The organism is Saccharopolyspora sp. SCSIO 74807 (genome assembly GCF_037023755.1).
Taxonomy (GTDB): Bacteria; Actinomycetota; Actinomycetes; order Mycobacteriales; family Pseudonocardiaceae; genus Saccharopolyspora_C; species Saccharopolyspora_C galaxeae.
This window is the reverse complement of record NZ_CP146100.1, coordinates 6,103,797-6,128,728: the sequence shown is the minus strand read 5'-3', so window position 1 is coordinate 6,128,728 and position 24,932 is coordinate 6,103,797. Positions and strand designations below refer to the sequence as shown.

Sequence of the window (24,932 nt, the reverse complement as noted above, 5' to 3'; positions counted from 1 at the left end):
CGCGCGACAGCGCTTTCCGATGTCCGCTACGCGGTCGATTTCGCCGCGGCCATCGGCGCGGGACGGCCCCCGAACTCCCGCAGTGCGGTTCAGCGCCGTGGGCGAGGTCTTCGCGGGCTTCGCCGGAAGGGTCGCGCGTGCAACGGCGAAGAGCCGGGGATCGCCGCGCAGGACGGTGGAGTTCTTCTCGAAGGGACTGCGGATGATCAAGTCGCGTGCCGTGGTGGCACCTGGTCGTGGAAAGCCGGTCGAGGTGGTGCCGATCGACGTGCCCGAGCCAGGGCCGGGTGAGGTCCTGGTCCGGGTGCAGGCGTGCGGGGTCTGCCACACCGATCTGCACTACCGCGAGGGCGGGATCAACGACGACTTCCCGTTCCTGCTCGGCCACGAGGCCGCCGGGATCGTCGAGGCCACCGGCCCGGACGTCACCGAGGTCGCCGAGGGCGAATTCGTGGTGCTCAACTGGCGCGCGGTCTGCGGCGAGTGCCGCGCCTGCGCGCGCGGGCGCCCGCAGTACTGCTTCGACACCGGTAACGCCGAGCAGTCCATGACCCTCGAGGACGGCACGCCGCTCTCGCCCGCGCTGGGCATCGGGGCGTTCACCGAGCGCACGCTGGTGCACGCGGGGCAGTGCACGAAGGTCGACCCGGCGGCCCGGCCCGCCGTGGTCTCGCTGCTCGGCTGCGGCGTGATGGCCGGAATCGGCGCGGCGGTCAACACCGGCGGCGTCTCCCGCGGCGACTCGGTGGCCGTGATCGGCTGCGGCGGTGTCGGGGACGGCTCGATCGCGGGCGCCCGGCTGGCCGGGGCGGCTCGGATCATCGCCGTGGACACCGATCCGACGAAGCTCGAGTGGGCCGCGGAATTCGGCGCGACAAACGTCGTGAACGCCGCCGAGGACGACACGGTCTCCGAGATCAAGTCGCTGACCGGTGGCAACGGCGCGGACGTGGTCATCGACGCGGTCGGCCGCCCGGAGACCTACCAGCAGGCGTTCTACGCCCGCGACCTCGCCGGGACCGTCGTGCTCGTCGGGGTTCCCACACCGGACATGGAGCTCAAGCTCCCGTTGCTGGACGTCTTCGGTCGCGGCGGGGCGCTGAAGTCCTCCTGGTACGGCGACTGCCTGCCGAGCCGGGACTTCCCGATGCTCGCCGACCTGTACCAGCAGGGCAGGTTGCCGCTGGAGAAGTTCGTGACCGAGGAGATCGCGCTCGGCGAAGTCGAGGACGCGTTCGCGAAGATGGCGCGCGGCGAGGTGCTGCGCTCGGTGGTGGTGTTCTGATGGCGGCCCGCGTCGACCACACGATCACCTCCGGCACCTTCTCGCTGGACGGGCAGACCTTCGAGGTGGACAACAACGTCTGGGTCATCGGTGACGACGAGGAGTGCGTCGTCGTCGACGCCCCGCACGACGTCGCCGCGATCCGCGAGGTGATCGGCGACCGCCGCGTGCTGGCCGTGCTGGCCACCCACGCGCACGACGACCACGTGCGGGTGGCTCCGCAGCTGACCGGCGCCACCGGCTCGCCGCTGCTGCTGCACCCCGACGACCTGGTGCTGTGGCGGCAGATCCACCGCAGCCGGGACCCCGACGGATACCTGGCCGGCGGCCAGGAGATCCACGTCGCCGGAGTCGCGCTGCACGTGCTGCACACCCCCGGGCACGCGCCCGGCGCGGTGTGCTTCGACGTTCCGCAGCTGGACGCGGTGCTCACCGGCGACACGCTGTTCGCCGGCGGCCCGGGCGCGACCGGCCGGTCCTATTCGGACTTCGGTGTCATCGTCGAGTCCATCCGGGACAGGTTGTTCACGCTGCCGGATTCGCGCGTGGTGTATCCCGGTCACGGGGACACCACGACCATCGGCGCTGAGCGCCCGCACCTCGACGAGTGGATCAGCAGGGGGTACTAGCCGGTCGCGCTCGCGATCGCGAGCGCCCGTGGGAGGGACGTGGTCGATGGGATGGACCACTCACCGCGTGCGGGCCTGCAGCCTGCAGGAGCTCCCGCCGGGCACGGCACGCAAGCTGCGCATCGCCTTCCCCGCGATCGCGATCTTCAACGTCGACGGCACCGTGTACGCCTTGGAGGACCTGTGCACGCACGCCTTCGCCGTGCTCAGCGCGGGCCGCTTCGAAAGCATGTCGGTGGAGTGCCCGCTGCACCGCTCGCAGTTCGACGTGCGCACCGGTGACCCGCTCTGCGGCCCCGCGGCGAAACGGCTGCGCACCTACGAAGTGGAGGTGATCGCGGGGGAGATCATCGTGCACATCGAGACCTGGTTCTCCGGCACGTTGGCGTGACCGCGAGGGCGGACGAATTCGCGTGACTTCCGCGCCGCCTTCGCGGGGTGCGGCTAACGCGAGCTGGGCAGCGCCCCATCGCCGTGCTGCTGAGCCGCCGGCTTCCGGACCGACTTCATCAAGGGTTTTCCGTTTCGCCGGAACGCAATCCAGCCGGCCGCCCGCGGCGACGCGCTGATCCGCGAACCTGTGCTGCGGGCGACGTCGCCCACGGCACACGATGTCGCCGTGGGCGCCGCGGCGGTTTTGCGCCGCACGCCGCCGCGACGACCAGTGCGGGCAGTGCGCACAGGACGGCCAGTGCGCCTCGATAGGAGCCGAACCACTCGCTGCCCAGGGCCAGAACGAGGGGACCGAGCGCGGAAGCGCCGATGACGACCGAATGCACCGCGCCGCGCAGAGCTCCGAGATGCCCCGGGCCGAAGTGATCGGTGAAGACCACGGCCTTCAGCGTGCGCACGCCGCCAGTGCAGGCGCCGAGCGCCAATCCGTACCCGACGGCCGTCCAACCCGGACGGACCCACCCGGCGCCGATCGTGGCGAGTGCGAGGACCGCCATGATGGCGATGACGAGCGCTCGGTCGTTGACGTGATCGGCCAGCCAGCCGACCAGGAAGCTCGCCAGCAGTCCCGCGAGCAGCTGCGGAACGAAGTTCGCGGCCGCCTCGGAGCCGCCCAGACCTCGTTCGCCCAGCAAGGAGACCTGGTGGAAGGTCAACGCGGTGGTCACCAGGCTGCATACGCCCGAACCGCCGATGACGACCCAGAACACCGCGGTCCGGCTCGCTTGCCGAAGCGTCCGGTCGGCGGAGGTCTCCCGGGAGGGCGAAGCGGAGGCGACGCAGTGCGCCGATCCGGCTTGGGCCGTGCTCGACGCGGCCGCGTCGTCCGTGCGCACGCGCCTTGGCATGACGAACAGCGCTGCGGGCACGGTGAGCGCGAGGACGGCGCATCCCTCCAGTTGCCACACGGTGCGCCAGCCGAACTCGCCGATCAGCCGCTCGAGCACCAGGGGCGCCAGCGAGATCGCAGAGCTGCCGACCGCCGAGACCACACCGGTCGCGAAGCCCTTGTGCTGGTGCACGTAGACGGCCACCGCGGTGGTCGCCACGAGGCTCAGCGCTGCCTGCCCGCCGACGCGAATGCCGACGAAAGTCGCGGTCAGTCCGGCGACTTCGGTCACCGCACCGGTCGCCAGCAGGACCGCACCGAAGCAGAACCCGACGGTGGCCATGGCGCGGCGTGGCCCGAAGCGGTCGAGCAACCGCCCCAGCAGCGGCATCAGCAGCGCACCCACCAGCGAGCCGAGCGAATAGGCCGTGGCCACCGCCGATCGCGACACGTGCAGCGACGTGCTCAGCGGGTCGACGAACACCGAGATGGCCGCGGTCTGCGCCGGCGCGGTCATGGCCAACGCCACCGAAGCCGAGGCGATCACCCGCCTGCGGTAGCGCTTGGCGGATTTCCCGGGTTCTGCCCCCTCCTTCCCCGCTGACTTGGACCGGTCGACGGCGATCGGCACGAGAGCTCCTGCACAGGTACGCGCGAACGGGCGCGATCAGGGTTTGAAGAACGAGGAATCGTGGGTCTGCCCGAGCGCCGCTCGTCCGATCGTGGCGAGGACGTGATCGTCGTTGTCATGGCGCGCGTAGAAGGTGAGGTCGCGCAGGATCCGTTCGACCGGGCTCGGACGAACCAGGCTGCGCGCCCCGCAGGCGCGGATGCAGTGGTCGACCGTCTGCAGCGCGAGGTGCTCGACCAAGTGGCGGGCGCGGTTGCCTGCGCGTTGCGCTCCGGTGCGCTGGCCGTCGTCCCAGAGCCGGGCGACGTGGGCCAGCCAGAGGTGAGCGGTTTCGACGTTGACGGCCATGGAGCCGACGCGCTGTTGAATGTAGGGATCGGCGGTTTTGTCCTGCCGGATGAGGTATTCGCGCGCATAGGCGAAGGCGCCTTCGGCGGCGCCGAGGAAGCTCGCCGCGTAGTGCGGGGTGAAGGCACTCTGCCAGCCCTGGTGCAGATAGGCGCCCGGCGCACCGATGAGGTTCTGCGCGGGCAGGAAAGTCCGGTCGAACTCGACCAGATGGCTCGCGGTGGCACGCATGCCGATCGGGTCCCACCACGAGTCGTCGATGGTCACGGTGGGGTCGGAGAGGTCGCACGCCAGCAGGAGCAGCCCGTCGGCCGGCGCGTCCGCGTGCCGGGCGCCTCCGGGACCTGCGGTGTTGACCAGCAGGATGGCCCAGTCCGCGCCGGTCGCGCTCGTCGCGAACGCCTTGGTGCCGTCCAGGACCCATCCGTCCTCGACGGTGGTGATGCTCGTGCCGAACCGGGTGCTTTCACCGGGCTTTCGGGCTTGCGGCTCCCCGCTCCAGGCGACCCACTTCTCGCCGCGGCGCACGATTCCGTCGAACCAGCGCTGTTGTTGCTGTTCGGTGGCCAGCGCGTGAATGAGCACGAGCGCGTTGGTGTGCCCTTCCCAGCATCGGCCGAGGGAGAGGTCGGCTCTGGCCAGCTCCTTGGTCATCAGCCACAGCGCGAGCGTGTCACCGTTGAGCGGGCCGAGTCCCAGTCCACCGTGCTCGCGGGGAACGGTGGCTGCGTTCAGGCCGGCGGTGGCCAGATCGTCGAAGTCCCGGCCGGGGAACGTCGCCGCCCGGTCGTGCTCGTCGGCACGCTTGGCGCACTCCTCGGCGACTTCGCCCGCACGTCCGAGCAGGTCGCGGCTTCCAGGGCTGAGTTCGTGCAGCCACGTTGCTTCCAAGGTCCCGTTGAGGTCCACGTGTGGTCCTTCCTGTCGGAGTTCGGCTGGTCAGCGGTTCGGGGAGCGGTCGCGCCGGGCCGTCCGCGCCGCTTGCAGCAGCGCGCGGGTCTGCTCGGTGGGGATTCGCTGTCCGGTCATGAAGTGGAACTGGCAACCGGCGTCGGCGAGCAGCACGTCCCACCCGTCGATGACGGCGAGACCCCGATCGCGGGCGGCCGCGCTGACCGCGGTCTCCTCCGGGGCGTAGACCATGTCCACGACGACCGCGTCGCCGGGCAGTTCGGCCGGTCGGAACGGCACCTGGCCGGTCACCGGTGTCGCGTGCACGAGAAGCGAATATCCGTCCGCGCGGAACTCGTCCAAGGGCGTGAACTCGAAGCCGAGCAGTTCGGCGACGGCACGGCCGCGACGGGGATCGCGGTTGACCAGCACGGTGTCCGCGCCGCAGCCGGCGAGGGCGAGGGCGGCGGCGCGTCCGGCGCCGCCGCAACCGATCACGGCGGCTTTGCGGCCGGAGACGGGTATGTCGAAGCGGGTCAGGGCAAGGCTGATCGCGGGGTTGTTGGACGTGTCGGCGCGCCAGGAATCCCCGTGCAACACCAGTGAGTTCGCCGAACCCGAACTGCGCGCCGCCGGACTGGCGGTGCCTGCCGTGGCGAGCGCCGCCTCCTTGTGCGGTGACACGACGGTGGCCCCGCGCAACGGGAGGCCGAGTTCGCTCAGGCCGGACTCGGCGGCCGCGCCCCAGAAGGGCTCGAATTCCTCCACCTGGAACGGCAAGTACAACGCGGGGATGCCGAGCGCACGGTAGCCGGCGTTGTGCAGCCGCGGCGAGACCGATGCCAGCACCGAGCGGCCGACGATGCCGCAGACGGTGTTCAGCGGGGGCAACCGGGGAAAACCGTAGTCCGCGACCAGCTGCTCGACGGTGGGGACTTCGGCGTCGTCGCCGTCCAACCTGCCGAACACGACGGGAGCACCGAGCCAGGGCGCCAGCAGGCGGCTCCAGAACCCGGCGGTTCCGGTCGCGAACGCGGTGACATCCGAACGGCCGAGGTCGGCGAGGAACCGCAGCGGTACCAGCGCCTGCTCGGGCTGCGATGCGGACGTCGTGAGCAGGTAGAGCTCCGCACCGATGGCCGCCATCCGGTCGAAGCGCTCGTGCAGCACGTCGCGCTCCGCGGCGGTTCCATGCCACGAGATGCGGCGCCGTCGCACCGGAATCCGGTCCAGCAGCTCGGGGACCAGGTCGTGCTCGGCTTCCAAGTCGACCACGTCGTAATGCTCGGCCGCCGACAGCAGCCGGGCGTGGCGTTGCTCCGGCGCGACGTCGAGCCCGCCACCTCGGCCGGGGCTGCGGAGGCAGTAAAGCAGACGGGCACCGAAGCGCTCGCGCAATTGGACCGGGTCGGGGTCACCGGCGAGATCTGCACGGACCTCGACCAGGCCCACCTCCTGCCGCGCCGCGTGCGATGCGATGTCCGTGGCAGACGCGGGATCGGTCAGCACTGCGTTGATCAAGGCGTCGTTGGCCTCGAATTTCGAGTCATCGGGTCTCAAATTCGCCTCCCGGTGCGGATGCGGCGGAGTCGGTTTCCGGCGCGTTGCGGCGCACCGCGAGCCGCTCCAACGCGGCTGAACGGTCGTCGGTGCTGGGCGGTGTCGGCTCGCGCGGTGCAACGCTCGCTTCAGGTTCTTGGTCGCCGCCGACGCTTCACGGCGTTGATGACCATGTCGGTGACGAGGAATCCGATCAGGGTGGTGCCGACGACGGGCAGCACCCAGACGAGGATCGCGGCAGCGGTCACCAGTGCCAGCAGCGCAGTTTTCGGGTGAGCGCGCCAGATCGGTGGTGGGGCGGGCGGCCACGACGCGCCGCGCGGGCGACGGCTCCACCACATCCGGTAGGCCAGGACGATCAGCACCAGGGTGCCGAGGGCGACCAGGGACACGACGATCTGGTTGGGGATGCCGAACAACGTTCCGTCGTGCGCCCGAACGCCGAGGACGTTGAGCTTGGCCAGCAGCGGGTAGTCGTCGAACGCGAGGCGTTCGGTGACCTGCCCGGTGTAGGGGTGTACCGCGATGCTGTCGCTCTGGACGGGCCAGCCCTCGCCGGTCTCCTCGACGGTGAACACCTCGCCGGGTTCCGAGGGCGCTGTGATGGTCAGTTCTCCGCGCAGGCCGTCGGCACCGGCGGTTTCCAGCACGCGGTCGATGTCGATCCGCGCTGCGCCCGGTGGCGCGGCGACCTTCTCGGATTCGAGGCTCGGTTCGCCGGAATCGAGTGTCGTGAGCAGCTGGTCCACCCGGTCGCCCACGAAATTGGATTGGGAGAACCCGGTAACGGCCAGCGCCGACAGGCCGAGGCTGAGACACAAGCCCAGCCAGCCGTGCAAGCCCCGCAGTCGCGCGTGCTCGCTGGTGGAGCGCCGCGACGAAGTCAGCAATCCGCGAGAGCGTCGTCGGCCGAGCCGCAGCACGAGGCCGCCGAGAACGATCAGCGGGACCCAACTGGTCGCGAATTCGGAGTAGAGCCTGCCCGGTGGGCCGAGGTGCAGGTTGCCGTGGGCGTTGCGCAACCACACCTGGGCGGGCGGGCGATCTTTGACCGTTGTGAGTTCACCTTGGACGTGGTCGGTGTACGGGTTGACGTATACGGTTAGGTCTTCTTCGGAGAATTCGTCGATGTCCGGTAGGCCGGGCACCGACAGGACGACGCGGGTGGTGCGGTCCGGCTCAGGAGGCGGGATGACCGCTTTCACGATTCCTTCCGGATGCGCCGCTGCTGCTGCGGCGACTTGGTCCGATGCGGGTCGCGGCGAGCCGGTTCCGGTATCGGCGAACAATTCCTGCCCGTGCACGGTGTTGACGATTTGCGGGGTGAACGCGTTCGCCAGGCCGGTGAGGCACATGATGACCAGAAACGGCGCCACCGCGAGACCTGCCAAGAAGTGCACCCGGCGGGCGAGTGCCGCCGTCCCGGAACGCGGCTTGGCCGCGCCCGTGCGTTCCACGGCATCAACCGAGCCGGTGTGCTGCGATTTCTCCTCTGGAGGGGGTGGCTGGCCGGTGGTGGACGTTGCCATGCGACTCCCAAGGTGTTCGAGATCAGGGGCGCGGAAACGAAGTGGTTTCGGGATTCGCAGAATTCAACGCGTAGTTCGGGAACTTTTCCGCACCCGTTGACCTATTGCTTCGAACAGTCTGAACCGGCGGTTCCGCGAGCATCAACGACCCGCGGACGAAAGGTGTTCGTAGCGTGACCGGCGGACGATGCCATCGAACGGGCGGAGTTGCCGCGCATCGGCGCGAATGTGCGGGAGAATGGCCGGAAGGACGTCGGCGGTGCCGCACCGGTCAGCTTCGAATACTAACCGCGGTTAGCTTTCGGCGGCAACGCCGAGTCGTTTTCGTTTTCCCATCGGCCGCGAGGACCGCTGCAGGCCCAGTCGGGGCGGGGAGTGCCGAGCCGTCCTGAGATCCATGACGGGGCCGGTCGCGCGATGGCAGGCTGGTGGCCGTGACCGACGCCGCTGATCGTGAGCAGGCTGCACCGGGGTGGCTGATGCTCGTCTACCGGGTCCCGCGCGAACCGACCCGGTTGCGCGCGAGCGTGTGGCGGAGGCTGAAGAGCATCGGCGCGGTCTACCTGCAGAACTCGGCCGCCGTGCTGCCCGAGTCGAGCTCCCACGAACGCTCGCTGCGGTCCTTGCGCAAGGACATCGGGGAAATGGGCGGTACCGCCCAGCTGATGCGCTGCGACGTCCTCGCCGGGGCGGCCGAGGTCACCGCGATCTACAACGCCGCGCGCGACGAGGAGTACGAGGAGATCATCGACCGGTGCCGCGGATTCCGGGCCGAGATCGACAAGGAGACCAGCGCGGAGAAGTTCACCTACGCGGAGCTGGAGGAGAACGACGAGGACCTCGCCAAACTCCGGGGCTGGTTCGACAAGGTCCGCCTCCGCGACTCGCTCGGAGCCGACCGCCGGGCCGCGGCCGAGCAGGCACTGCAGGGCTGCGCCGCGGTGCTCGACGTCTTCGCCGATCAGGTCTACCTCGCCGAAGACGGTCGATGACCCTGGGCAACGTCGGCCGACTTGTTCTACGTGACCGCGCTGATCAGCGTCGCGTTCGGTGGCTCCGGGGCCAGCCCGCACGCGCCCGGCGCCGTGTCCGACCGGACCGGCCGATTCCTGCCGGTCGCGGACAAGGGCACCGATCACGTGCACACCTGCTTCCTCGAGCAGGGCCGCGAACCGGTGTCGAGCCATCGGTTTCCGCCGGAACGATCAGATCCCGGTAGAGGTCGGCGTTGTTGTTCCCGGTGCCGTCGGCAGCCCGGGGTGAGCCATGCGTTCACGAAGTTCCGCGACCCATGCGCTGATCGCAGGAGCGCGCAGCAGCGCGGTTCCGACCAGCAGTGCCCGGTATCCCCGGGCCAGCAGTCCGGCGGCGTCGGCGGGGGAGTCGACCCCGCCTGCGCTCACCGGGAGCGGGGTGCCGGTACGGCGCAGGTCCGGGAGCAGCGCGAGGCTGCGACCGAGGTCGGGCGACCCGCGTTCGCGAGCCTTGATCTCCTTGTTGTTGACCGCGATCACGCACTCCGCCGGGTTGCGGACCGCGTCGATCTCCCCGCGGGTCCGCACCTCCACGAACGGAGTCAGGTTCCGGGCCAGCGCGCCGTCGACGAGCCGGTTCATGGTCGAGGCTCTTGGGGTTTCGAACCGAAGCTCGTGCTGGAGGACTACGCCTGTCCGCAACGCCACGCCTGCGTCCGCTCGCACTGCGCCGACGCCGGTTTGGTCGATCTTGCCCGGCGCGCCCGTGGCGGTTTCGCGACCCTGTGGCTTTGCCCTGGTTCATGACTACTGGGAGAGGAGGTCGCTGTGCTTTTGCGGATCGGGCGCGGGAATGTCGCGCAGGCGTCGAACCCGCGAGCAGGCCATGAGCAGTGGTGCGAGTATCCACCCGGCCATGATCACGACCAAGGCGTTGCGGGGACCGAGCGCGCCACCGAGTGCGCCGCCGACGAGGCCTCCGCAGAACAACATGCTCCGGGTGGCGAACCGGGTGCAGGCGACCACTCTGGACAGCAGCGCTGGGGGAGTGGCGCTCTGCACCACCGTGGCCTGGCCGACGGTGAACGTGGCGAAGCCGGCGCAGAATACGAGCGTGCCCACGACGAACAGCAACGTCCCCCAGCCGGGCCGGGTTGCCGGGAGGAGGAGCCCGAACGGTGCGACCGCGAGGGCGGGCAGCCACACCGAGCGAGCCGAGCCGAGCCGCTTCGCGAGCCTGCCCGCGAGCGCGGCGCCCAACAAGCTGCCCAGTCCGGCCACCCCCATCAGCGGACCCAGCTGACTTGGCGGCAGGGTCACCTCCTGGGCGAGGAAGACGACCACGAGTGCCTCGTAGCCTGCGAAGCAGCAGTTGCCGATCGCGGAGGCGAGGGTGCTGGTGCGCAGCAGCGGCTCGGCGATGACGAACCGCATGCCGTCCGCGAGCTGCCGCACCAGCCCACCGGTCGGCCTTTCCGAGGACACCTTCCCGCGGATGCGCAGCGCCGCGGTGCAGCATCCGGAGATCAAGAAGCCTACTGTGTTGGCCACGGGGGTGAGCGGGGCGCCGAGCAGTGTCACCAGCAGCCCGCCGAGTGCCGGACCGAGTGTGAACGATACCGCACGACCCGCCTGCAGCCGAGCATTTCCCCTGGTCAATTCATTGCGCGGCAACAGCATCGGCGGAATCGTCTGGTACGCGATCTCGTAAGCCACGGTGCACATGCCGACAGCTGTGACGACCAGGTAGATGTGCCAAAGCGCGAGGATCCCGATCCCGTAGAGGATCGGGATCAGGCTGATCGACATCGCGCGCCCGATGTCGGCGGCCAGCAGCACCGCACGAGGGGGCAATCTGCCGATGTAGACCCCGAACGGCAGGGTGCACAACAGCCACGGGAGGTAGTTGAGTGCGGTGATCAGGCCGATCTGCGTTACCGATGCCCCCAGCAGGTCGGCCGCGATCAGTGGGAAAGCGACCGGACTGGTCATCGCGAGGATCTGGTTGACGGTGCTGCCCAGCCACAGAAGCTGGAAGTCTCGCTGGCGCAGCGGCGAAGGTCCACTGTCCCGGTCGTGAGCGGACACTGCTCTCCTTCCGTACGCACGCGCCGCGTAGCGACGGCCATTTTGCGCGGCGATAACCGGAATGGACGTATCGATCCATTAGTGCTCGGCGGTACCCCGTTTTTCACCGTGCGCGACAGGTTCCCCTGTCCTGTCTCGTGGCGCGTACTGGAACCACGTCAGATCCTACCTTTCCCGATTGGACTGCTTTAGATGCGTCCCGGTCGGTCTTGCTGATCGAGGCGGGCACGGACGCCCCGCCCACTTCGCAACTGCGCTCCCTGGACTTCTTCGCGGCAGCGCGGAACCCGTCCCGCTCCTGGCCGGACCTGCACGCCCGCCGGAGCCGGTCGCAGCCGCCCCGGAAACTGCTGCAGGGCAGCGGAGTCGGTGGAACATCGGCGATCAACGGGCAGCTCGGCAAGCATTGTCGTCCGAACTTCGCGGCGACTTGCCAAAGTCTTGCGGTGCGGCTCGGCAGGACGAATCAGTTGTGCTCGACCTCGGCGAGCAGCGGAAAGATGAAGACGATGAATGGTGGTGGGTTGCCGAAGTCCGCGAGTTCTAGTTGCCATGCGGCGTGCGCTCGCGACGCGTACTGCACGTGCGCGGGCCTGTCAGTCCTCGGCAGGAACGGCTTGCGCGCTGGCGCTTCTCACGACCGATCGCGAGCGCGCCATCGCCATGTTCAGCCAGATGGTCGGCGCGCTCGTGATCTCCCGCGCCGTCGACGACGCCGCGCCTGCGCTGTCCGACGAGATCCTGACGGTCAATCGCAGTTTCGGGATCGCTGGCGTTCACCGGGACAGCCTTGCGGCGTGGCCACATGTGCGGCAGCAGCACGTGCCGGCTCTGCAGCAGGGAAATGCTTTTCGCTGGTGCTTGTTGAGCAACTACCGGCAAAAGTCCCCGGTGCGTTGGGCACCGGGGACTTTGCGCATTCAGTTGTCGTCAGGCTCGTTGTCACCAGCGGCGGTGCCAGTGGCAGAACCACCGGCCGCGGCCGTGGTCCCGGCCCCAGCCGCCCCAGCGGACGTAGTGGCAGTCCCAGTAGTAGCGGTGGCGGGGCGGCCAGCGGTGGTCCCACCTGTGGTTCGCGACGGCCATGATTCGCCCCAGTTCTCTCGATCGGTCGGCAAACCCTGCATTTGCCCAAGCCCCAGGTTGCCGCGTTCGCCGTGATCTCGACCAGAGACTAAATACCAGGTTCTCGTTCTCGGCGACGCGACCATTGCGTTCCTTGCTTCACTGCGGGTGCGGGAGACGAGGCTGGAGGCGATGTCATGGCAGCACAGCTGCAGGAGCGGGAGCGGACGGCGTTCGCGGTGCCCGGGCTGGAGAGTCCGGTCGAGATCGTGGTCGACCGCTGGGGCGTCCCGCACATCTATGCGACCGACACCTACGACACCCGACTCGGCGGCGGCCGCGCTGTTCGAGGTCTGGTACCGGCGTCACCTGCGGCCGGCGCTGCTGGCTCGAGCGCTGCGGCCGTACGTCGGCGCCGACGACGCCGCGGACGCGGCGACCCGGGTCTCGCCTGCCCAGGACGTGCTCGCCGACGCGCGCGTCGACCTGGAGCTCTTCGAGGCACCGGGTGACCGCCTCGGCCCGGATCCGGAGAAGCGCCTGGCCGAGATCGTCACGTCGACCCTGCCCGCCGCGGTCGCCGACCTCGCCGGGCTGCTCGGCCCGGACCGGGCGAAGTGGAGCTGGGGAAGGCTGCACGTCGCCCGCGCCCGCCATCCGCTGGCCGCGTTGCTGACCGGCGTGCCCGAGGACCTCCTCGCCGCGGGCCCGGCCCCGCGAGGCGGCAGCGGCGACACCGTCTGCGACACCGCCTACGGCCCGGACTTCGTGCAGAGCGCCGGGGCGACTTTCCGCGTCGTCGTCGACGTCGGCCGATGGGACTCGTCGCTGGCGATGAACGCGCCCGGCCAGTCCGGACGCCTGGGCGAGCCGCACACGACCGACCTGTTCGCGCCGTGGAGCCGAGGTGAGGCGTTTCCGCTGCTCTACAGCCGCGAGCGGGTCGAGGAGGCAGCGGAGCAGGTCATCGAGCTGCGCCCGTCGCCCGAAGCGCCCTGATCCTCAGTTGGCCGTGGGCCGCGCGTCGAGAGCGGCCGCCTCGTCGGGAGTGGGGGCGGTGCCGCCGAGGTGGGTGGGCAGCCACCAGCGGTCGTCCTCGCCGGTGGGCTGGTCGGGGTAGTCGGCTTGCAGGTCGTCGAGGATGGTCTGCATCCGCTCGCGGAGGTCCCGCGTGAGAGCGTCGGGATCGTCCTGCGGACCGGGCCGGAACGGCTCGCCGGCGTGGATGTGGATCGGCACGTGCCGCTTGGTGAGCGTGCGCGGTCGGCCCTTCGTCCACAGCCGGTGGGTGCCCCACAGCGACATCGGCACGACCGGCACCCCCGCGTCGGCGGCCATCCGCACCGCACCGGACTTGATCGGTTTGACGGTGAACGACCTGCTGATGGTCGCTTCCGGGAACACCCCGACGACCTCGCCCGCGCGCAGCCGCCGGACCGCCTCGTCGTACGAAGCCTTGCCCACGGCCCGGTCCACCGGGATGTGGTGCATGCCGCGCATGAGCGGCCCGGCGATCCGGTTGTCGAAGATCTCCTTCTTGGCCATGAACCGCACCAGCCGCTCGGCGGGCTGCGCGCCCAGGCCGCAGAAGATGAAGTCCAGGTAGCTCACGTGATTGCAGGCGATCACCGCGCCGCCGCTGCGCGGGATGTGTTCGGTGCCCGACACGCGCAGCCGGTTGTCCAGGACGCGGAACATGGTCTTTGCCGCGAGCACGACCGGTGGATAGACGATCTCAGCCACGGCGTCAGGTTACGCAACCGTAGGTTCCCGCGCGTCCACCTGCGGCCGCGGTCACATGCCCCGGTCGCGCGGATCCGGGATCACCAGCTGCCGCGGCGGTTTCGAGCCTGCGGTCGAAGGCTGCCGGGACGGTGCTCATCGCGGCCCCGGCTGGAGGTCCGGCCGGTTGTTGGAGTCCGGGACGTCGCCGGGCAGGGTGATCGGGTTCGGCGTCGGACCCGGCGTCCACCAGCCCCAGTGGTCCTCCTGGTGCGTGCGGGCGGCGGCGGAGGCGGGCAGCGCGTCCGGCTCGTAGGGGTGCACCTCGTAGAGCGAGCCCCAGTCGTTGCCGAGGTCCCCGCGCAGGTAGGTCGGCAGCTCCGCCATGCTCGTGGCGACGTTGAGGTAGCCGAACTGCCCGCCCGCGTCCGGTGACGACCAGCCCTGCCCGGTGTCGCGCACGTCCCCGCCGCCCGCGACGCGGTAGCGCGGCAGCTCGGCGATGCCGTGGTGATTCGCGGTGACGTTCAGGCAGGGGTGCACCATCGCCGCGGTCCACTCCACGTACGCGGGGGAGTTGCCGACCACGTCGCTCATCCGGGTCAGGCGCGGCGCCCGCGGTGCGCTGAAGGCCATCCAGCCCTGCTCGCCGAGCGCCTTGTCCTGGCCGACGATCCGCATCCGCGTCGCCCCTTCCGGAGCGGGGACGCGGTGGTCGCGCCAGTGCTTCGCGCCGTCCTGGCCGAGCGGCGCGCGGGAGAGGATCTCGAAGCCCTGCGGGGTGTCCCGGCCGAACTCGGCGGTCAGCGAGTTCGGGCCGGAGGTCGTCCCGGCCGAGCTGACCACTACCGGCACGTCCCCGCTGCGCGCGCGGTCCGGCAGCTCGTACCAGGGCGTGCGCAGTTCGCCGGTGTTGGCGGGGGAGCCGTAGCTGCCCCACACCGGCGCCCGGTCGGAGCCGAAGCGGTGCGGCGGAGTCCAGTTCGACTCCCCGGTTTCGATGTTCTTGGTATCCGGAATGCCGTCGCGGCGGAACCCGGTCTCGGTGCCGCGCAGGTACTGCTCGGGCGATTCGTCCTCTTCGGGAGGTGCGCCCGGTGCTGCGGTCGCAGGCTGCCGCGCGGCGGGATCGAGCATCCCGGCGATCGGGTCGTTCTCGACGTAGACGTAGTCCGAGAGCCCGCAGCTGGACCCGGCCAGCTGCCGCACGTTGTCCTTGGCGAGGTTGTAGGTGTCCCAGCGCTCGGGGATGGCCTTCGCCAGCGAAGCGAGCTCCGCCAGCATCAGCAGCGCGCACACGATCGACAGCGGTGCGGTGCCCAGCCGCAGCGCCCGCGTGCGGTCCTCCTCCACCGCGACCGGAGGATTGCGCTCGTCCAGCTTCAGGTGCTCGACCAGCGCCACGACCAGCGCGATCGCGGCGATGACGAGGAACCCGGTGCTGAGCTCGTAGCCCTTGATCGACGGCGGCTTGTCGAACCACGGCACGCCCCAGCCCGAGACGTACCACCAGGCGTTGGTGCCGGTGAAGGTCAGCGCGAGCACCACCATGAGCCCGGCGAAGAACACCGCCCGGTTGCGCCGCGAGCGCAGCACGGTGCTGCTGGCGGCCAGCGCGGTCAATGCCGCGACCGCGCCCCCGACCGCGGCGAAGACCCCGAAGTGGTGGGTGTGCTTGGTCGGCGTCAGCGCCAGCGCCACGAAGTACAGCCCGGCCACGGTCAGCAGCCGGCGGCTCGGCCCGAGCGCGGCCCCGCGGATGGTGCCGCGCCGCAGCAGCACGACCGCGCAGAACGCCAGGCACAGCAACATGAGCAGCACCGGGAACCGGCGGGTGAGCGAGCCGTCGGGGGATTGGCCGAACAGCAGCGTGTAGCGGCCCAGCTCCTCGTACCAGGACTGCGACGGGCCGATGTCGGTACGAACCTGGGTCGCGTCGAGCACGGTGCGCCAGGTCTGGTCGGAGAACGCCGCCACCAGCACGACCAGCCCGGCGGCGGCGATCGGGGCCAGCACCGGTGTCCAGCCGAACCGCTGCGCGCGGCTTCGCACCATGAGCAGCAGCGGTTTCGCCGCCGCCAGGAACGGCAGCACCGCGACCATCCCGTGCGGGTTCACCGCCACCGAGAACGCGGCGATGATCAGCCCGAACGCCGCGGGAGCGAGCTGCCGGGCCGCCACCGCGTACTCCACCGTGCACATCGCCAGCAGCGCGAGCACCACCACGATCGGTTCGGGGCGCAGGCCGTTGTCGTAGGGCAGCCAGCAGGCCAGGAACACCGCGGCCGCCGCCCATCCGGCCGCGCGGCTGCGCCGCACCCGCTGGCCGAGCCGGGGCAGCACGAACCGGCTGATCAGCACCCAGCTCAGCAGTCCCATGCCCAGCGCGGGCAGCCGGATCCACGGCGTGGCGGTGGAGATCTCCACCCAGCGCGCCTGCAACTCGACGAACCAGCCCATCGGCGCGATCGGCCCGGAGAACCAGCGGTAGAAGTCGTTGACGTAGCCCAGCTCGTCGCGGACCCGCGCCATCGTGAGGAAGTAGCCGTCGTCGGAGGTCATCGCCCCGATGAGCCACCACGCCAGCAGCGCAGCCGCCACCGCGGCGTCCCGCCCGGTCAGCCGCCACCGCCCGCGCGATCGGCGGACCGGCTTGCGGCCCGCCAGCGCGTCGATGCGGTGCAGCGCGAACACCGCTCCCGCGGTCCCGAGCACCGCGACCGCCATCGCCGCGATCTTGAGCGGGGTCGGGTGGCTGTCGTAGCGGTCGTCCACCTCGGCGGAGAACGACATCCCGGCGGTGTCGTCGAGCTGACCGTCCACATCGGAGAAGATGCCGGTCAGCTGCGGACGCGCGTCACCGCCGACGTGGGCGAACCGCGCACCTCCGGCCTCGGCGTCGGTCGAGTGCCCGTCCGAATGCACCCCGATCGCGCAGTCGCCCGCGGGCAGCTCGGTGGTGCCGAGCTGCCTGCCCTGCGAGATCAGGCGCAGCTGCCCGTCCTGGACTTCCAGCCGCAGCCCGGTCAGGGTGCCGTACTCGGCTTCGGGCGGGTTCGTGCTCAGCAGCACCGCCGGGCCGGGCGTGCGCGCGTCCAGCCCCTGAGCCGTCGAGCACGGCATGTCCAGGTCCAGCCGGATCGGCTGGTAGGCCGACAGCGGCGCGGAAACCGCCTGCGTGCCCTGCGCGGTCGGCCACTGCAACGTGGTGATCTCGTAGCGCACGGGCAGGAACGGCAACAACACCGCCGCGAGGGCGCCCAGCACCCCGCAAGCCACCGCGAACCACCGCAGGGACCGCGCATTCCGGAACAGTTCGCTCATCGATCGCATCATCGCCGGGGTTCGGGGTCGGGGACCGCGGAGGCCGCGGGAAGATCGGACGCGAGCCTACCCGTGTTGCGTACGGTCGTACGCAACTGCCGGTGCGTAGCGGGCGGCATGTCACGGGAAATCCGTTCCGGCGGGAATCGCCCGGATTCGACGTGCCGGTTTTGCGCCGAGCGCGCGATTGTCGACCGCACGGCCGCAGTCCTCCAGCGGTGTTCAGCGTTCGGGGCGCACGGCCGCGGCGGTCGCGGCGGCGCAGCCGATGAGGGCGAGTACGACGAGCATGGCGTAGCGCAGTCCGAAGTGGTCGCCGAGCAAGCCCAGCAGCGGCGGGCCGACGAGGAACGCGAGGTAGCCCGCGGTGGCCACCGCGCCGACCCGGGCCGTGGTGTCCCCGTCGCCGTCACCCGCCGCGGACAGCGCCAGCGGGAAACCGAGCGAGGTCCCGAGCCCCCAGAACACGACTCCGACCACCGCCAGCGACGGGAACGGCGTGCCGATCACCACCGCGAGACCGGTCCCGGCGCACACCGCGCTGCTGCGCACGACCACGGCACGGCTGAACCGGCGCAGCAACCGCCCGCCCGCGAATCGCCCGGCGGTCATGGCCGCGGCGAACGCGGCGAACAGCAGCGAGCCGCCCGCCGGGTCGAAACCGTGCGCGTCGACCATCAGCAGCGGAAGCCAGTCGTTCGCGGCGCCCTCGGCCAGCGCCATGCCCAGCACCACGCAGCCGAGCAGCGCGATGCGGCGCTGCTTCCACAGCCTGAGCTGGTCGCGCACGGCGCTGCCGCCCCCGTGCTCGATGGGGCGCCGGGACACGGCGAACCCGGCGGGAATCGACGGGGCGGAGACGGCCACGATCCCCGCACCCACCACGGCCGCGGCGAGCAAGTGCCACAACACATCGACGCCTGCGCGGGTGAACACCAGCCCGAGCACCGAGCCTGCGACGGTTCCGGCGCTGAAAGTGCCGTGCAGCTGCGGCATCAGCGGTCTGCCGGCGATCCGTTCGATCTCGGCGCCCTCGATGTTGGTGGCGATCTCGAACGAACCCATGCCGAGCCCGAACAGCAGCAGCCCGCCGAACGCGCCGGAGGGCAGCTGCAGCGCCGTGCTGCCGCCGAGCACGGCGAGCCCGGTGACGACCAACGCGGCGCCACCGGTGATCACCGCCTTGGTGCCGAACCGCCGCACCAGCGCTCCGGCCGAGAGGATGCCGGTCATCGAACCCGCCGACAGCCCGAACAGCACCAGCCCCATTTGCGCGGTCGAGGCGTGCAACGACTCCCGGATCGCCGGGGTGCGGGTGACCCAGGACGCCAGCGATATCCCGACGAAGCAGAACACCGCCTGCAACGCGCGGCGGCGGGCTCCAGTGGACGAGCCGCAGGCGAGCTGCCCGGCGGGAGCGAAGTGGTCCGGCATGATTCCGTTCCGTGAGAACTGCGATTTCGCTGGCGAGGTCGGCCGATGTGTACGACCGTACGCTAGATGCGTACGATCGTACCTATAGGCTGTCGAGGTGATGTTCCCGTCCGCGGCGTCGCGTGCGACCGTGTTCGGCCACGGTGTGCGGCGAATCGGCGACGGAGGTGACCGAACCCATGGGCAGAGCCCGGCGCTTCGATCCGGATCGGCGCACGCGGATCATCGATGCGGCGCTGGCGACCATCGCCGAGGACGGCGTGGCGGGCACCTCGCACCGCAAGGTCGCCGCCCGCGCGGACGTCCCGCTGGGTTCGATGACCTACCACTTCGCCGACCGGGAGGAGTTGCTGCGGGCGGCCTTCTCCCGGTTCTGCGCCACGATCAGCGGCCGGTTCGAGGACCGGCTCACCGCCGCGCGCGGACCGGAGGAGGCGCGCGAGGCCGTCGTCGGCATCATCCACGAAGACGTCTTCGCCACCCGTGACGACCTGGTGCTCACCCACGAGCTCTACGCGTTGGCCGCGCGCGAACCCGCCTACCGCGATCTGGTCGCGGACTGGATGAGCCACAGTCACAAAGCGCTGCGCAGGCACTTCGGCGCGCACGTCGCCAGGGAGATCGATGCGCTCATCGAAGGGCTCACGATCCACCGGTCCTTCGGGACCCGCGCCTACGATCGCGGACTCACCCGCGACGCCCTCCGCAGGATCACCTCGTCCCCGGAGGCTGCGGGCTGACGCCGGTTGTGACGCCTCGGCCCGGCGAAGCGCGCCGCGCGGGCTCTGCCGATCTCGTGGTCGTGATCTTCGCGGCGAGTTAGTCTGATGTCTTCGATCTTCGTAACGGCGATCTTCGGACGGCAGGGGGCTCGGCGGTGACCCGGAACGACTTCGAAGGCTCAGCGGACGCGGTGGTGCAGGCCGGGCACGTCGAGGGCGGGATCCACTTCTCGCTGCCGTCGCGGCCCGCGCCGCATCCGCCCAGGCAGATTCGCCCGCCGACGCGCAACTACACGAACAACGAGCGCCAGCTCCGCGAGATCACCGAGGCCGCGCGGTTCACCGGCGAGCCGGGCGGCGAAGCGCCGCGCTTGATCGTGCTCCGCGGTGCGGCCGGTGGCGGCAAGAGCGAGACCGCGTTCCAGTGGGCCGGCGAGCACCACGAGGATTTCCCGGACGGCCATTTCTACGCGCGGTTGTCCGGGGCGGCGGGGGAGTCCGGTTCGGAAAGCGAGTGCCTGCGCGATTTCCTCATCGCGGTCGGCTACGCGGTGACCGAGATCCCGGAGACCTTGCAGGGCCGCGCGAACTACTTCCGGTCCTGGAGCACGGGCAAGCGCGTAGCGGTCGTCGTCGACGACGCCGTCACCGCCGCGCAGGTCCGCTGGTTGCTGCCGGGACTGGGGCGCTCGGTCGTGCTGGTCACCGAGGCAGGCCCGCTGGCGGCGCTGCGCGCGCGGGAGAAGCCCGCGTTCGTCGAACTCGATCCGATGAGCCCGGAGTCGGCGCGGCTGCTGCTGCGGCGGATCCTGGACGAGGACGATCCGCGGCCGCAACGGGAACCCGAGCAGCTCGACGTGCTCGTGCAGCGGTGCGAGGGATCGACCCTGGCGTTGTGCGTGGCGGGAGCGCTGCTGGCGCAGCGCCCGGAGCGCCCGATCGACTGGCTCGTGCGAGAACTGTCCGATCAGGACCGTCGATTGACCGTGCTGTCCCGCGACGAGTCCCTGTCGATGACCGCGGTGTTGAACACGGCGGCCGACCGCCTCGACGAGCGAACGCGCCGGCTTTACACGGCGTTCGGCGACCATCCCGGTTCCGGTGACGTCAGCGTGGCCGCGCTCGTTGCGGTGCTGGAGGAAGGCGAGGACGACGTCCGGGAGGGTTTGGACCGGCTGTTGGACGCGAGGCTGGTGCAGCAGAGCGCGCCGGATCGGTTCTTCGTGGACGGATTGGTGCGCGCTCACGCGCGCCGGTACCAACCCGATTCGGGGTTCTCCTCGCGGTTCGTCCAGTTCTATGTGGACGGTGCGATCCCGGCGGGAAACGCCGTCATGCCGGAGCGCGGATGGCTGCAGCGGATTTGGCCGGACCTTCGGTTGGGCAGCACGCCGGATGCGGAGGCGTGGCTGGCGGCGGAACGCGTCAACATCCGCGCAGTGGCCGAACTGTTGCGCGACGGCGGCGATGAGCGGGTGGGCCCGCTGGCGGTCGCGGTGTGGCCGTTCCACGAGCGGGCCAAGCACCTCGATGACATGGATGCGGTCAACGACTGCGCGGTCGCCGTCGAGGAAAGCCGGGATCACGACGCGAATCGGCTCGTGGCCGGACTCGCGCTGGTGCAACGCGGATTCGCCTTCCGCCACCGCGGTGAGCGCGACAAGGCCGCCGAAATGTTCGCCCGTGCCAACGAGATGGCGTCCGAACACGGCGAGCGCGACCTGGCGGCCACGGCCGTCGAATCGCTCGGGCTGGTCCGGCGGGAGCAAGGCGACCGCGCTGCGGCGCACGAGCTGCTGCTGCGGAACCTCGCCATGGCCCGGGAAATCGACGACGCGCGCCGGACGGCCCTGGCGAAGATGCATCTCGGGTCGGTGGAGTCGCCGGAAGCCGCCGTGGGGTTGCTGGACGACGCGATCGAAGCGTTCCGGTCGCTGCCGCGCCCTGACCTGCACAACGAGCACAAATCGTTGCTGTGGCGAGGGATTCGGCGCGTGGAGTTGCAGCGTCCGGACGAAGCGCGCACCGATCTCACCGCAGCGTTGCGGCACATGACCGAGGAGAACCGGCACTTCGAGATCGCGCAGGCGCACGCCGCGCTCGCCCGGTGCGCCATCGCCGCGGGTGCGATGGAGGAGGCGCGCGAGCACTTCACGCGCTCGGCGTCGATCTACCGCACGTGGGGTTTCTTGGACCAGGCCGAACAGGTGCAGGCGGAGCTGGACCGGAGCTGACCGCCCTTCCCGACCGGCGGGGGTCAGCTCGCGTCGACAGCTGCGGTCACGTTCCGGCCGCCGAGCCCGAAGGTCACCGTCGCGGGCATGTCGTGGACGCACTCGTCCGCCGCGACCCACGCGTGCACGAACGCGGCGTAGGCAGGCGCCAGCTCGTCCGGGCCGGTGAAGCGCACGGCCGCGACGTCGAGACCGCCGACGACCCAGCGGCCCGCGGGGTCCCTGGTCGCCGCCAGCACCGCCGTGGGAAGCCGGGCGAGCGTGCTGCGGATCCATTGCCCCGGATCGGCGCAGCGGCCGTCGTCGAGCAGGATTTCGGCCCACTCCAGCCAACGCCGGGACGTTTCGGACGTGGTCGCCACGAGCACCGCCTCGGACGGCAGCCGGGTCGCGTCCCGGAGCGATTCGGCCGGAAACCGCGTCACGACAGCGTGATCCCGGCTGTCGCCGAATCCGAGGTGCACGATTTGGCTAATCGGCTCCGAATTCGCAACATCGGGTAGTGGTGCGGTGGTGGTCTCGGCCGGGAACGCAGGTTCGTCGAGTCCGAGGTGGCCGTACACGCTGGAGCGCAACAGCCGCGCCGATTCCCCGGGAACCGACGTGGTGTGCGCGGTGATGGACGAATAGCGCTCCGGATCGTGCGCGGTGATCGTCGATTCGAGCTGAGCAGGCAGCTCGCCGTCCGGGTCTAGTCGCGGTGCGGTCCGCAGCAGCCGGGCGATCGGGGAGGCCGGGTCGACCGCTTCCACCGGAGCGGATGCCAGCAACACCGGAACGCCCAGCGCTGCTGCGTAGAAGGTGACCGAACCGTGGTCGCCGATGGTGAGGTCCGCGGCGACGAGCGCGGCGCGCCAGCCTTCTTCCGGAGGCAGCACGGTGACACCGGCGCGCGTCCATTCGTCGGTCCAGTTCCGGACCTGCCACGGGGTGTGCGCGCACCAGATGTTCGGGTGCAGGGCGACGACGATGCGGTACTCGTCCAGCGGAAGCCGCCGCGCCAGCTGCGAGACCAGCGACGGAAAGCAGCCGTAGAGGGATCGCTCGCCCCAGGTCGAGGAGATCACGAGCACCCGCTGGTCCGGGTGCGCACCGAGGTGCCGCCGGTACGTCTCCCGCAGCGGACGGCTCGCCAGCATCCGGTCGAAGCACGGATCACCGGCGATCAGCGCGATGTCGACGGCCTGCTGGCAGTACTCGCGGAGCCGTTCTCGCTGCTCGGAGTGCGACAGGACCGCCACCGAGGGGATGAGCCTGCCGTCGTGCAGCAACGACGACTCGGAAAGACCGAAGACCGGCTCCGGGATCCGGGAACCGGGAACCGGGAACCGGGAACCGGGTTGCAATTTATTATATCCCATGCCGTGCGGCAGAATGAGCAATGGGGCTTGCACATCGTGCAACGGCCCCCCGTAGCTCGCGGCGACCGCGAGGTCGAATTCGCGTTCCACCGCCGCCTGCCAGGTGATCGGCTCAATTCCCCGATCCCGCAGGAATTCCTCGGTCCCTTGGCTGAAGGCGCTGGTCCCGGTGCAGGTGAAGACGGTCTGCACCCGGGAATCGCGCGCCCACAGGCCGAGCACGTCGAACAGCCGGGTCGCCGCGGTCACCGTGTGCACCACCACGAGAACCGTGCGCACCTGCGGAACCGTTCGCCACGAACGCCCTTTCTCGCCCACCAGTACTTCGGCCCACGGCAGCGACCACATGCCCGGCATCCTAACCGTCGCCGTTCACCGACTTCCCCGGTCGACGTGCGAGCCGCGCCGCACCGGGCAGCGAAAATGCAGCGAGAGCCGGGGTGTTCCCCGGCCGCCGACGGGCATGGTGACGACGCCGCCAAGCGTCCGGACATCGTGCTGTGGCCGCGGAACGAACTGACGGCCTTGTTGAACCGTCGTCCGTGGATCGCACGCGAATGCAAGCTCGCCCGCTGACCCGAACCGGTTGGGCGATGACCGTCAGCCGTAGTCGCTGCGCACATCGGTGAAAGGGCCGGTAGTGCGGCCGAGGTTCGCCGGCGGTCGCGGTGCCGACTCGCGCGGCGGCGTGCCGAGCGCCGACCACGCCTTGAGGTGCGGTGCAACGATTCACCTAGGGTGGCCGTATGGCACTCGTCGAACGTTCATTGCTCGGACCTGGACCCACGAACGCCTACCCGGAGGCGACTGCGGGCCTGGCGAGCCCGATGCTGGGGCACCTGGACCCCGAGTTCCTCGCGATGCTGGATGAGACGGGCAGCCGCCTGCGCGCGGTGTGGGGCACCGAGAACGCCCGGACGCTCCCGCTTTCCGGCACCGGCTCGATCGGCATGGAAGCCGCCTTCGTCAACTTCGTGCACCCGGGTGATGTCGTCGTGGTCGCGGTCAACGGCCTGTTCGGCGAGCGGATGTGCGACGTCGCCGCCCGCTACGGCGCCGAGGTCGTGCGCGTGGAGCACACCTGGGGCCAGCCGGTCGACATCGAGCGCGTGCTGGCCGCGCACCCCGGCCCGTCGATCGTCGCCGCCGTGCACGCCGAGACCTCCACGGGTGTGCGCAGCGACATCCGGGCGCTCGGGGCGGCACTGCGGGAGCGCGACGAGCGGACCCTGCTGCTGGCCGACTGCGTGACCTCCATCGGCGGCGAGCAGATCGAACTCGACGCGTGGAACGTGGACATCGCCTACGCGGGCACCCAGAAGTGCCTCGGCGTGCCGCCCGGGCTCGCCCCCTTCACGGTCTCCGAACGGGCCTGGCAGCGGCGGGTCGAGCGGCCGACGACCTGGTACCTGGACCTCGGCCTCATCGGCAACTACGTCACCGGCGGAGCGTCCGGCGGCCGCGCTTACCACCACACCGCGCCCACCGCGATGGTCGCGTCGCTGCACGCCGCGCTCGGGCGCGTCCTGGAGGAGGGGATGCCGGCGGTGGCCGAACGCCACCGCGAAGCCGGTGCGGCGCTGCAGAGCGGCCTGCAGGAGATGGGCCTGGAGCTGTTCGCGGCCGAAGGGCACCGGCTGCACCAGCTCACCAGCGTGGTCGTGCCGGAGCAGGTGGACTCCGCCGATGTGCGCAAGCAGCTGCTCAACGATTACGGCATCGAGATCGGCGGCGGTGCGGGCGAGTACGCCAACACGGTGTGGCGCATCGGTCTGATGGGCCCGAACGCGGGCCCGGACCGCGTCGAGGTGCTGCTCGGGACGCTGCGCAAAGTCCTCGGTCGCTGATCCGCG

Annotated in this window: 20 protein-coding genes; 8 read left to right on the top strand and 12 right to left on the bottom strand. The window is 70.4% G+C overall.

Annotated features, from left to right (window positions below; all coding sequences use genetic code 11):
• Window positions 1–202 precede the first annotated feature (202 nt).
• Genes V1457_RS28055 through V1457_RS28045 form a run of 3 tightly spaced genes read left to right on the top strand, consistent with a single transcriptional unit; the run spans window position 203 to window position 2,305 of the window.
• Entirely contained in the window at window positions 203–1,285 is a 1,083-nt protein-coding gene (locus V1457_RS28055; protein WP_338598047.1) for an S-(hydroxymethyl)mycothiol dehydrogenase, read from the top strand.
• Window positions 1,285–1,914, top strand: a complete 630-nt coding sequence (locus V1457_RS28050; RefSeq protein ID WP_338598045.1) for an MBL fold metallo-hydrolase — start codon at window positions 1,285–1,287, stop codon at window positions 1,912–1,914. Before V1457_RS28055 ends, V1457_RS28050 begins: the two co-directional genes overlap by 1 nt.
• A gap of 46 nt (window positions 1,915–1,960) precedes the next feature.
• Window positions 1,961–2,305 (top strand): non-heme iron oxygenase ferredoxin subunit, encoded by a 345-nt coding sequence (locus tag V1457_RS28045; RefSeq protein ID WP_338598043.1) that lies wholly within the window; start codon window positions 1,961–1,963, stop codon window positions 2,303–2,305.
• A gap of 118 nt (window positions 2,306–2,423) precedes the next feature.
• On the opposite strand, the gene V1457_RS28040 is transcribed toward V1457_RS28045, so the two are convergent.
• The 4 genes from V1457_RS28040 to V1457_RS28025 all read right to left on the bottom strand — a co-directional run bounded on the left by V1457_RS28040 (window position 2,424) and on the right by V1457_RS28025 (window position 8,155).
• The gene (locus V1457_RS28040) at window positions 2,424–3,827 is read right to left on the bottom strand and encodes an MFS transporter (RefSeq protein ID WP_338598041.1); all 1,404 of its coding nucleotides are present in this window, start codon (window positions 3,825–3,827) and stop codon (window positions 2,424–2,426) included.
• A 36-nt stretch (window positions 3,828–3,863) separates the two neighbouring features.
• Complete coding sequence (locus V1457_RS28035; RefSeq protein WP_338598039.1) at window positions 3,864–5,084, bottom strand: acyl-CoA dehydrogenase family protein; 1,221 nt, start codon at window positions 5,082–5,084, stop codon at window positions 3,864–3,866.
• A gap of 30 nt (window positions 5,085–5,114) precedes the next feature.
• Entirely contained in the window at window positions 5,115–6,626 is a 1,512-nt protein-coding gene (locus V1457_RS28030) for a type I 3-dehydroquinate dehydratase (protein WP_338598037.1), read from the bottom strand.
• Between the two features lie 128 nt (window positions 6,627–6,754).
• Complete coding sequence (locus V1457_RS28025) at window positions 6,755–8,155, bottom strand: PepSY domain-containing protein (RefSeq protein ID WP_338598035.1); 1,401 nt, start codon at window positions 8,153–8,155, stop codon at window positions 6,755–6,757.
• Window positions 8,156–8,589: 434 nt separating this feature from the next.
• On the opposite strand from V1457_RS28025, the gene V1457_RS28020 reads away from it, so the two are divergent.
• Window positions 8,590–9,147 (top strand): Chromate resistance protein ChrB, encoded by a 558-nt coding sequence (locus V1457_RS28020; RefSeq protein WP_200071804.1) that lies wholly within the window; start codon window positions 8,590–8,592, stop codon window positions 9,145–9,147.
• A 213-nt stretch (window positions 9,148–9,360) separates the two neighbouring features.
• Here the strand turns inward: V1457_RS28020 and V1457_RS28015 are convergent, their stop codons facing one another.
• The 4 genes from V1457_RS28015 to V1457_RS28000 form a co-directional block, all read right to left on the bottom strand.
• A complete protein-coding gene (locus tag V1457_RS28015; protein WP_338598032.1) occupies window positions 9,361–9,771 on the bottom strand; it encodes a hypothetical protein in 411 nt (136 codons plus the stop codon).
• A 165-nt stretch (window positions 9,772–9,936) separates the two neighbouring features.
• On the bottom strand, window positions 9,937–11,217 hold the full coding sequence (locus V1457_RS28010; protein ID WP_338598030.1) for an MFS transporter: 1,281 nt from the start codon (window positions 11,215–11,217) through the stop codon (window positions 9,937–9,939).
• A gap of 543 nt (window positions 11,218–11,760) precedes the next feature.
• On the bottom strand, window positions 11,761–11,997 hold the full coding sequence (locus V1457_RS28005) for a hypothetical protein (protein WP_338598028.1): 237 nt from the start codon (window positions 11,995–11,997) through the stop codon (window positions 11,761–11,763).
• Between the two features lie 162 nt (window positions 11,998–12,159).
• Window positions 12,160–12,303, bottom strand: a complete 144-nt coding sequence (locus V1457_RS28000) for a hypothetical protein (RefSeq protein WP_233627903.1) — start codon at window positions 12,301–12,303, stop codon at window positions 12,160–12,162.
• 279 nt (window positions 12,304–12,582) lie between these two features.
• Here V1457_RS28000 and V1457_RS27995 point away from each other — a divergent pair, with 279 nt between their 5' ends.
• The gene (locus tag V1457_RS27995; protein ID WP_338598026.1) at window positions 12,583–13,281 is read left to right on the top strand and encodes a penicillin acylase family protein; all 699 of its coding nucleotides are present in this window, start codon (window positions 12,583–12,585) and stop codon (window positions 13,279–13,281) included.
• 3 nt (window positions 13,282–13,284) lie between these two features.
• Here the strand turns inward: V1457_RS27995 and V1457_RS27990 are convergent, their stop codons facing one another.
• The 3 genes from V1457_RS27990 to V1457_RS27980 all read right to left on the bottom strand — a co-directional run bounded on the left by V1457_RS27990 (window position 13,285) and on the right by V1457_RS27980 (window position 18,762).
• The gene (locus tag V1457_RS27990) at window positions 13,285–14,025 is read right to left on the bottom strand and encodes a 1-acyl-sn-glycerol-3-phosphate acyltransferase (RefSeq protein WP_200071801.1); all 741 of its coding nucleotides are present in this window, start codon (window positions 14,023–14,025) and stop codon (window positions 13,285–13,287) included.
• A 135-nt stretch (window positions 14,026–14,160) separates the two neighbouring features.
• The gene (locus tag V1457_RS27985) at window positions 14,161–17,328 is read right to left on the bottom strand and encodes an arabinosyltransferase domain-containing protein (RefSeq protein ID WP_338598025.1); all 3,168 of its coding nucleotides are present in this window, start codon (window positions 17,326–17,328) and stop codon (window positions 14,161–14,163) included.
• 222 nt (window positions 17,329–17,550) lie between these two features.
• Window positions 17,551–18,762: an MFS transporter gene (locus V1457_RS27980; protein WP_338598024.1), complete on the bottom strand. Its 1,212-nt coding sequence runs from the start codon at window positions 18,760–18,762 to the stop codon at window positions 17,551–17,553.
• Between the two features lie 179 nt (window positions 18,763–18,941).
• Between V1457_RS27980 and V1457_RS27975 the strand changes: the two genes are divergently transcribed.
• Together V1457_RS27975 and V1457_RS27970 are read left to right on the top strand one after the other, a co-directional pair.
• Window positions 18,942–19,502: a TetR family transcriptional regulator gene (locus V1457_RS27975; RefSeq protein ID WP_338598022.1), complete on the top strand. Its 561-nt coding sequence runs from the start codon at window positions 18,942–18,944 to the stop codon at window positions 19,500–19,502.
• 137 nt (window positions 19,503–19,639) lie between these two features.
• On the top strand, window positions 19,640–21,718 hold the full coding sequence (locus V1457_RS27970; protein WP_338598020.1) for a tetratricopeptide repeat protein: 2,079 nt from the start codon (window positions 19,640–19,642) through the stop codon (window positions 21,716–21,718).
• A 23-nt stretch (window positions 21,719–21,741) separates the two neighbouring features.
• On the opposite strand, the gene V1457_RS27965 is transcribed toward V1457_RS27970, so the two are convergent.
• Window positions 21,742–23,427 (bottom strand): hypothetical protein, encoded by a 1,686-nt coding sequence (locus V1457_RS27965; RefSeq protein ID WP_338598019.1) that lies wholly within the window; start codon window positions 23,425–23,427, stop codon window positions 21,742–21,744.
• Window positions 23,428–23,825: 398 nt separating this feature from the next.
• Here V1457_RS27965 and V1457_RS27960 point away from each other — a divergent pair, with 398 nt between their 5' ends.
• Window positions 23,826–24,926 carry an alanine--glyoxylate aminotransferase family protein gene (locus tag V1457_RS27960; protein ID WP_200071795.1) on the top strand — a complete coding sequence of 367 codons (1,101 nt, stop codon included), beginning with the start codon at window positions 23,826–23,828 and terminating at the stop codon, window positions 24,924–24,926.
• Window positions 24,927–24,932 lie beyond the last annotated feature (6 nt).

Bases quoted from the DNA above. Each gene is read 5' to 3' on its own strand.
- V1457_RS27985 (WP_338598025.1), bottom strand. From the start codon at position 17,328: ATGAGCGAACTGTTCCGGAATGCGCGGTCCCTGCGGTGGTTCGCGGTG.
- V1457_RS27960 (WP_200071795.1), top strand. From the start codon at position 23,826: ATGGCACTCGTCGAACGTTCATTGCTCGGACCTGGACCCACGAACGCC.
- V1457_RS28050 (WP_338598045.1), top strand. From the start codon at position 1,285: ATGGCGGCCCGCGTCGACCACACGATCACCTCCGGCACCTTCTCGCTG.
- V1457_RS27980 (WP_338598024.1), bottom strand. From the start codon at position 18,762: ATGCCGGACCACTTCGCTCCCGCCGGGCAGCTCGCCTGCGGCTCGTCC.
- V1457_RS28015 (WP_338598032.1), bottom strand. From the start codon at position 9,771: ATGAACCGGCTCGTCGACGGCGCGCTGGCCCGGAACCTGACTCCGTTC.
- V1457_RS28045 (WP_338598043.1), top strand. From the start codon at position 1,961: ATGGGATGGACCACTCACCGCGTGCGGGCCTGCAGCCTGCAGGAGCTC.
- V1457_RS28025 (WP_338598035.1), bottom strand. From the start codon at position 8,155: ATGGCAACGTCCACCACCGGCCAGCCACCCCCTCCAGAGGAGAAATCG.
- V1457_RS27975 (WP_338598022.1), top strand. From the start codon at position 18,942: ATGGGCAGAGCCCGGCGCTTCGATCCGGATCGGCGCACGCGGATCATC.
- V1457_RS28055 (WP_338598047.1), top strand. From the start codon at position 203: ATGATCAAGTCGCGTGCCGTGGTGGCACCTGGTCGTGGAAAGCCGGTC.
- V1457_RS27965 (WP_338598019.1), bottom strand. From the start codon at position 23,427: ATGTGGTCGCTGCCGTGGGCCGAAGTACTGGTGGGCGAGAAAGGGCGT.
- V1457_RS27995 (WP_338598026.1), top strand. From the start codon at position 12,583: ATGCGACCGACACCTACGACACCCGACTCGGCGGCGGCCGCGCTGTTC.
- V1457_RS28000 (WP_233627903.1), bottom strand. From the start codon at position 12,303: ATGGCCGTCGCGAACCACAGGTGGGACCACCGCTGGCCGCCCCGCCAC.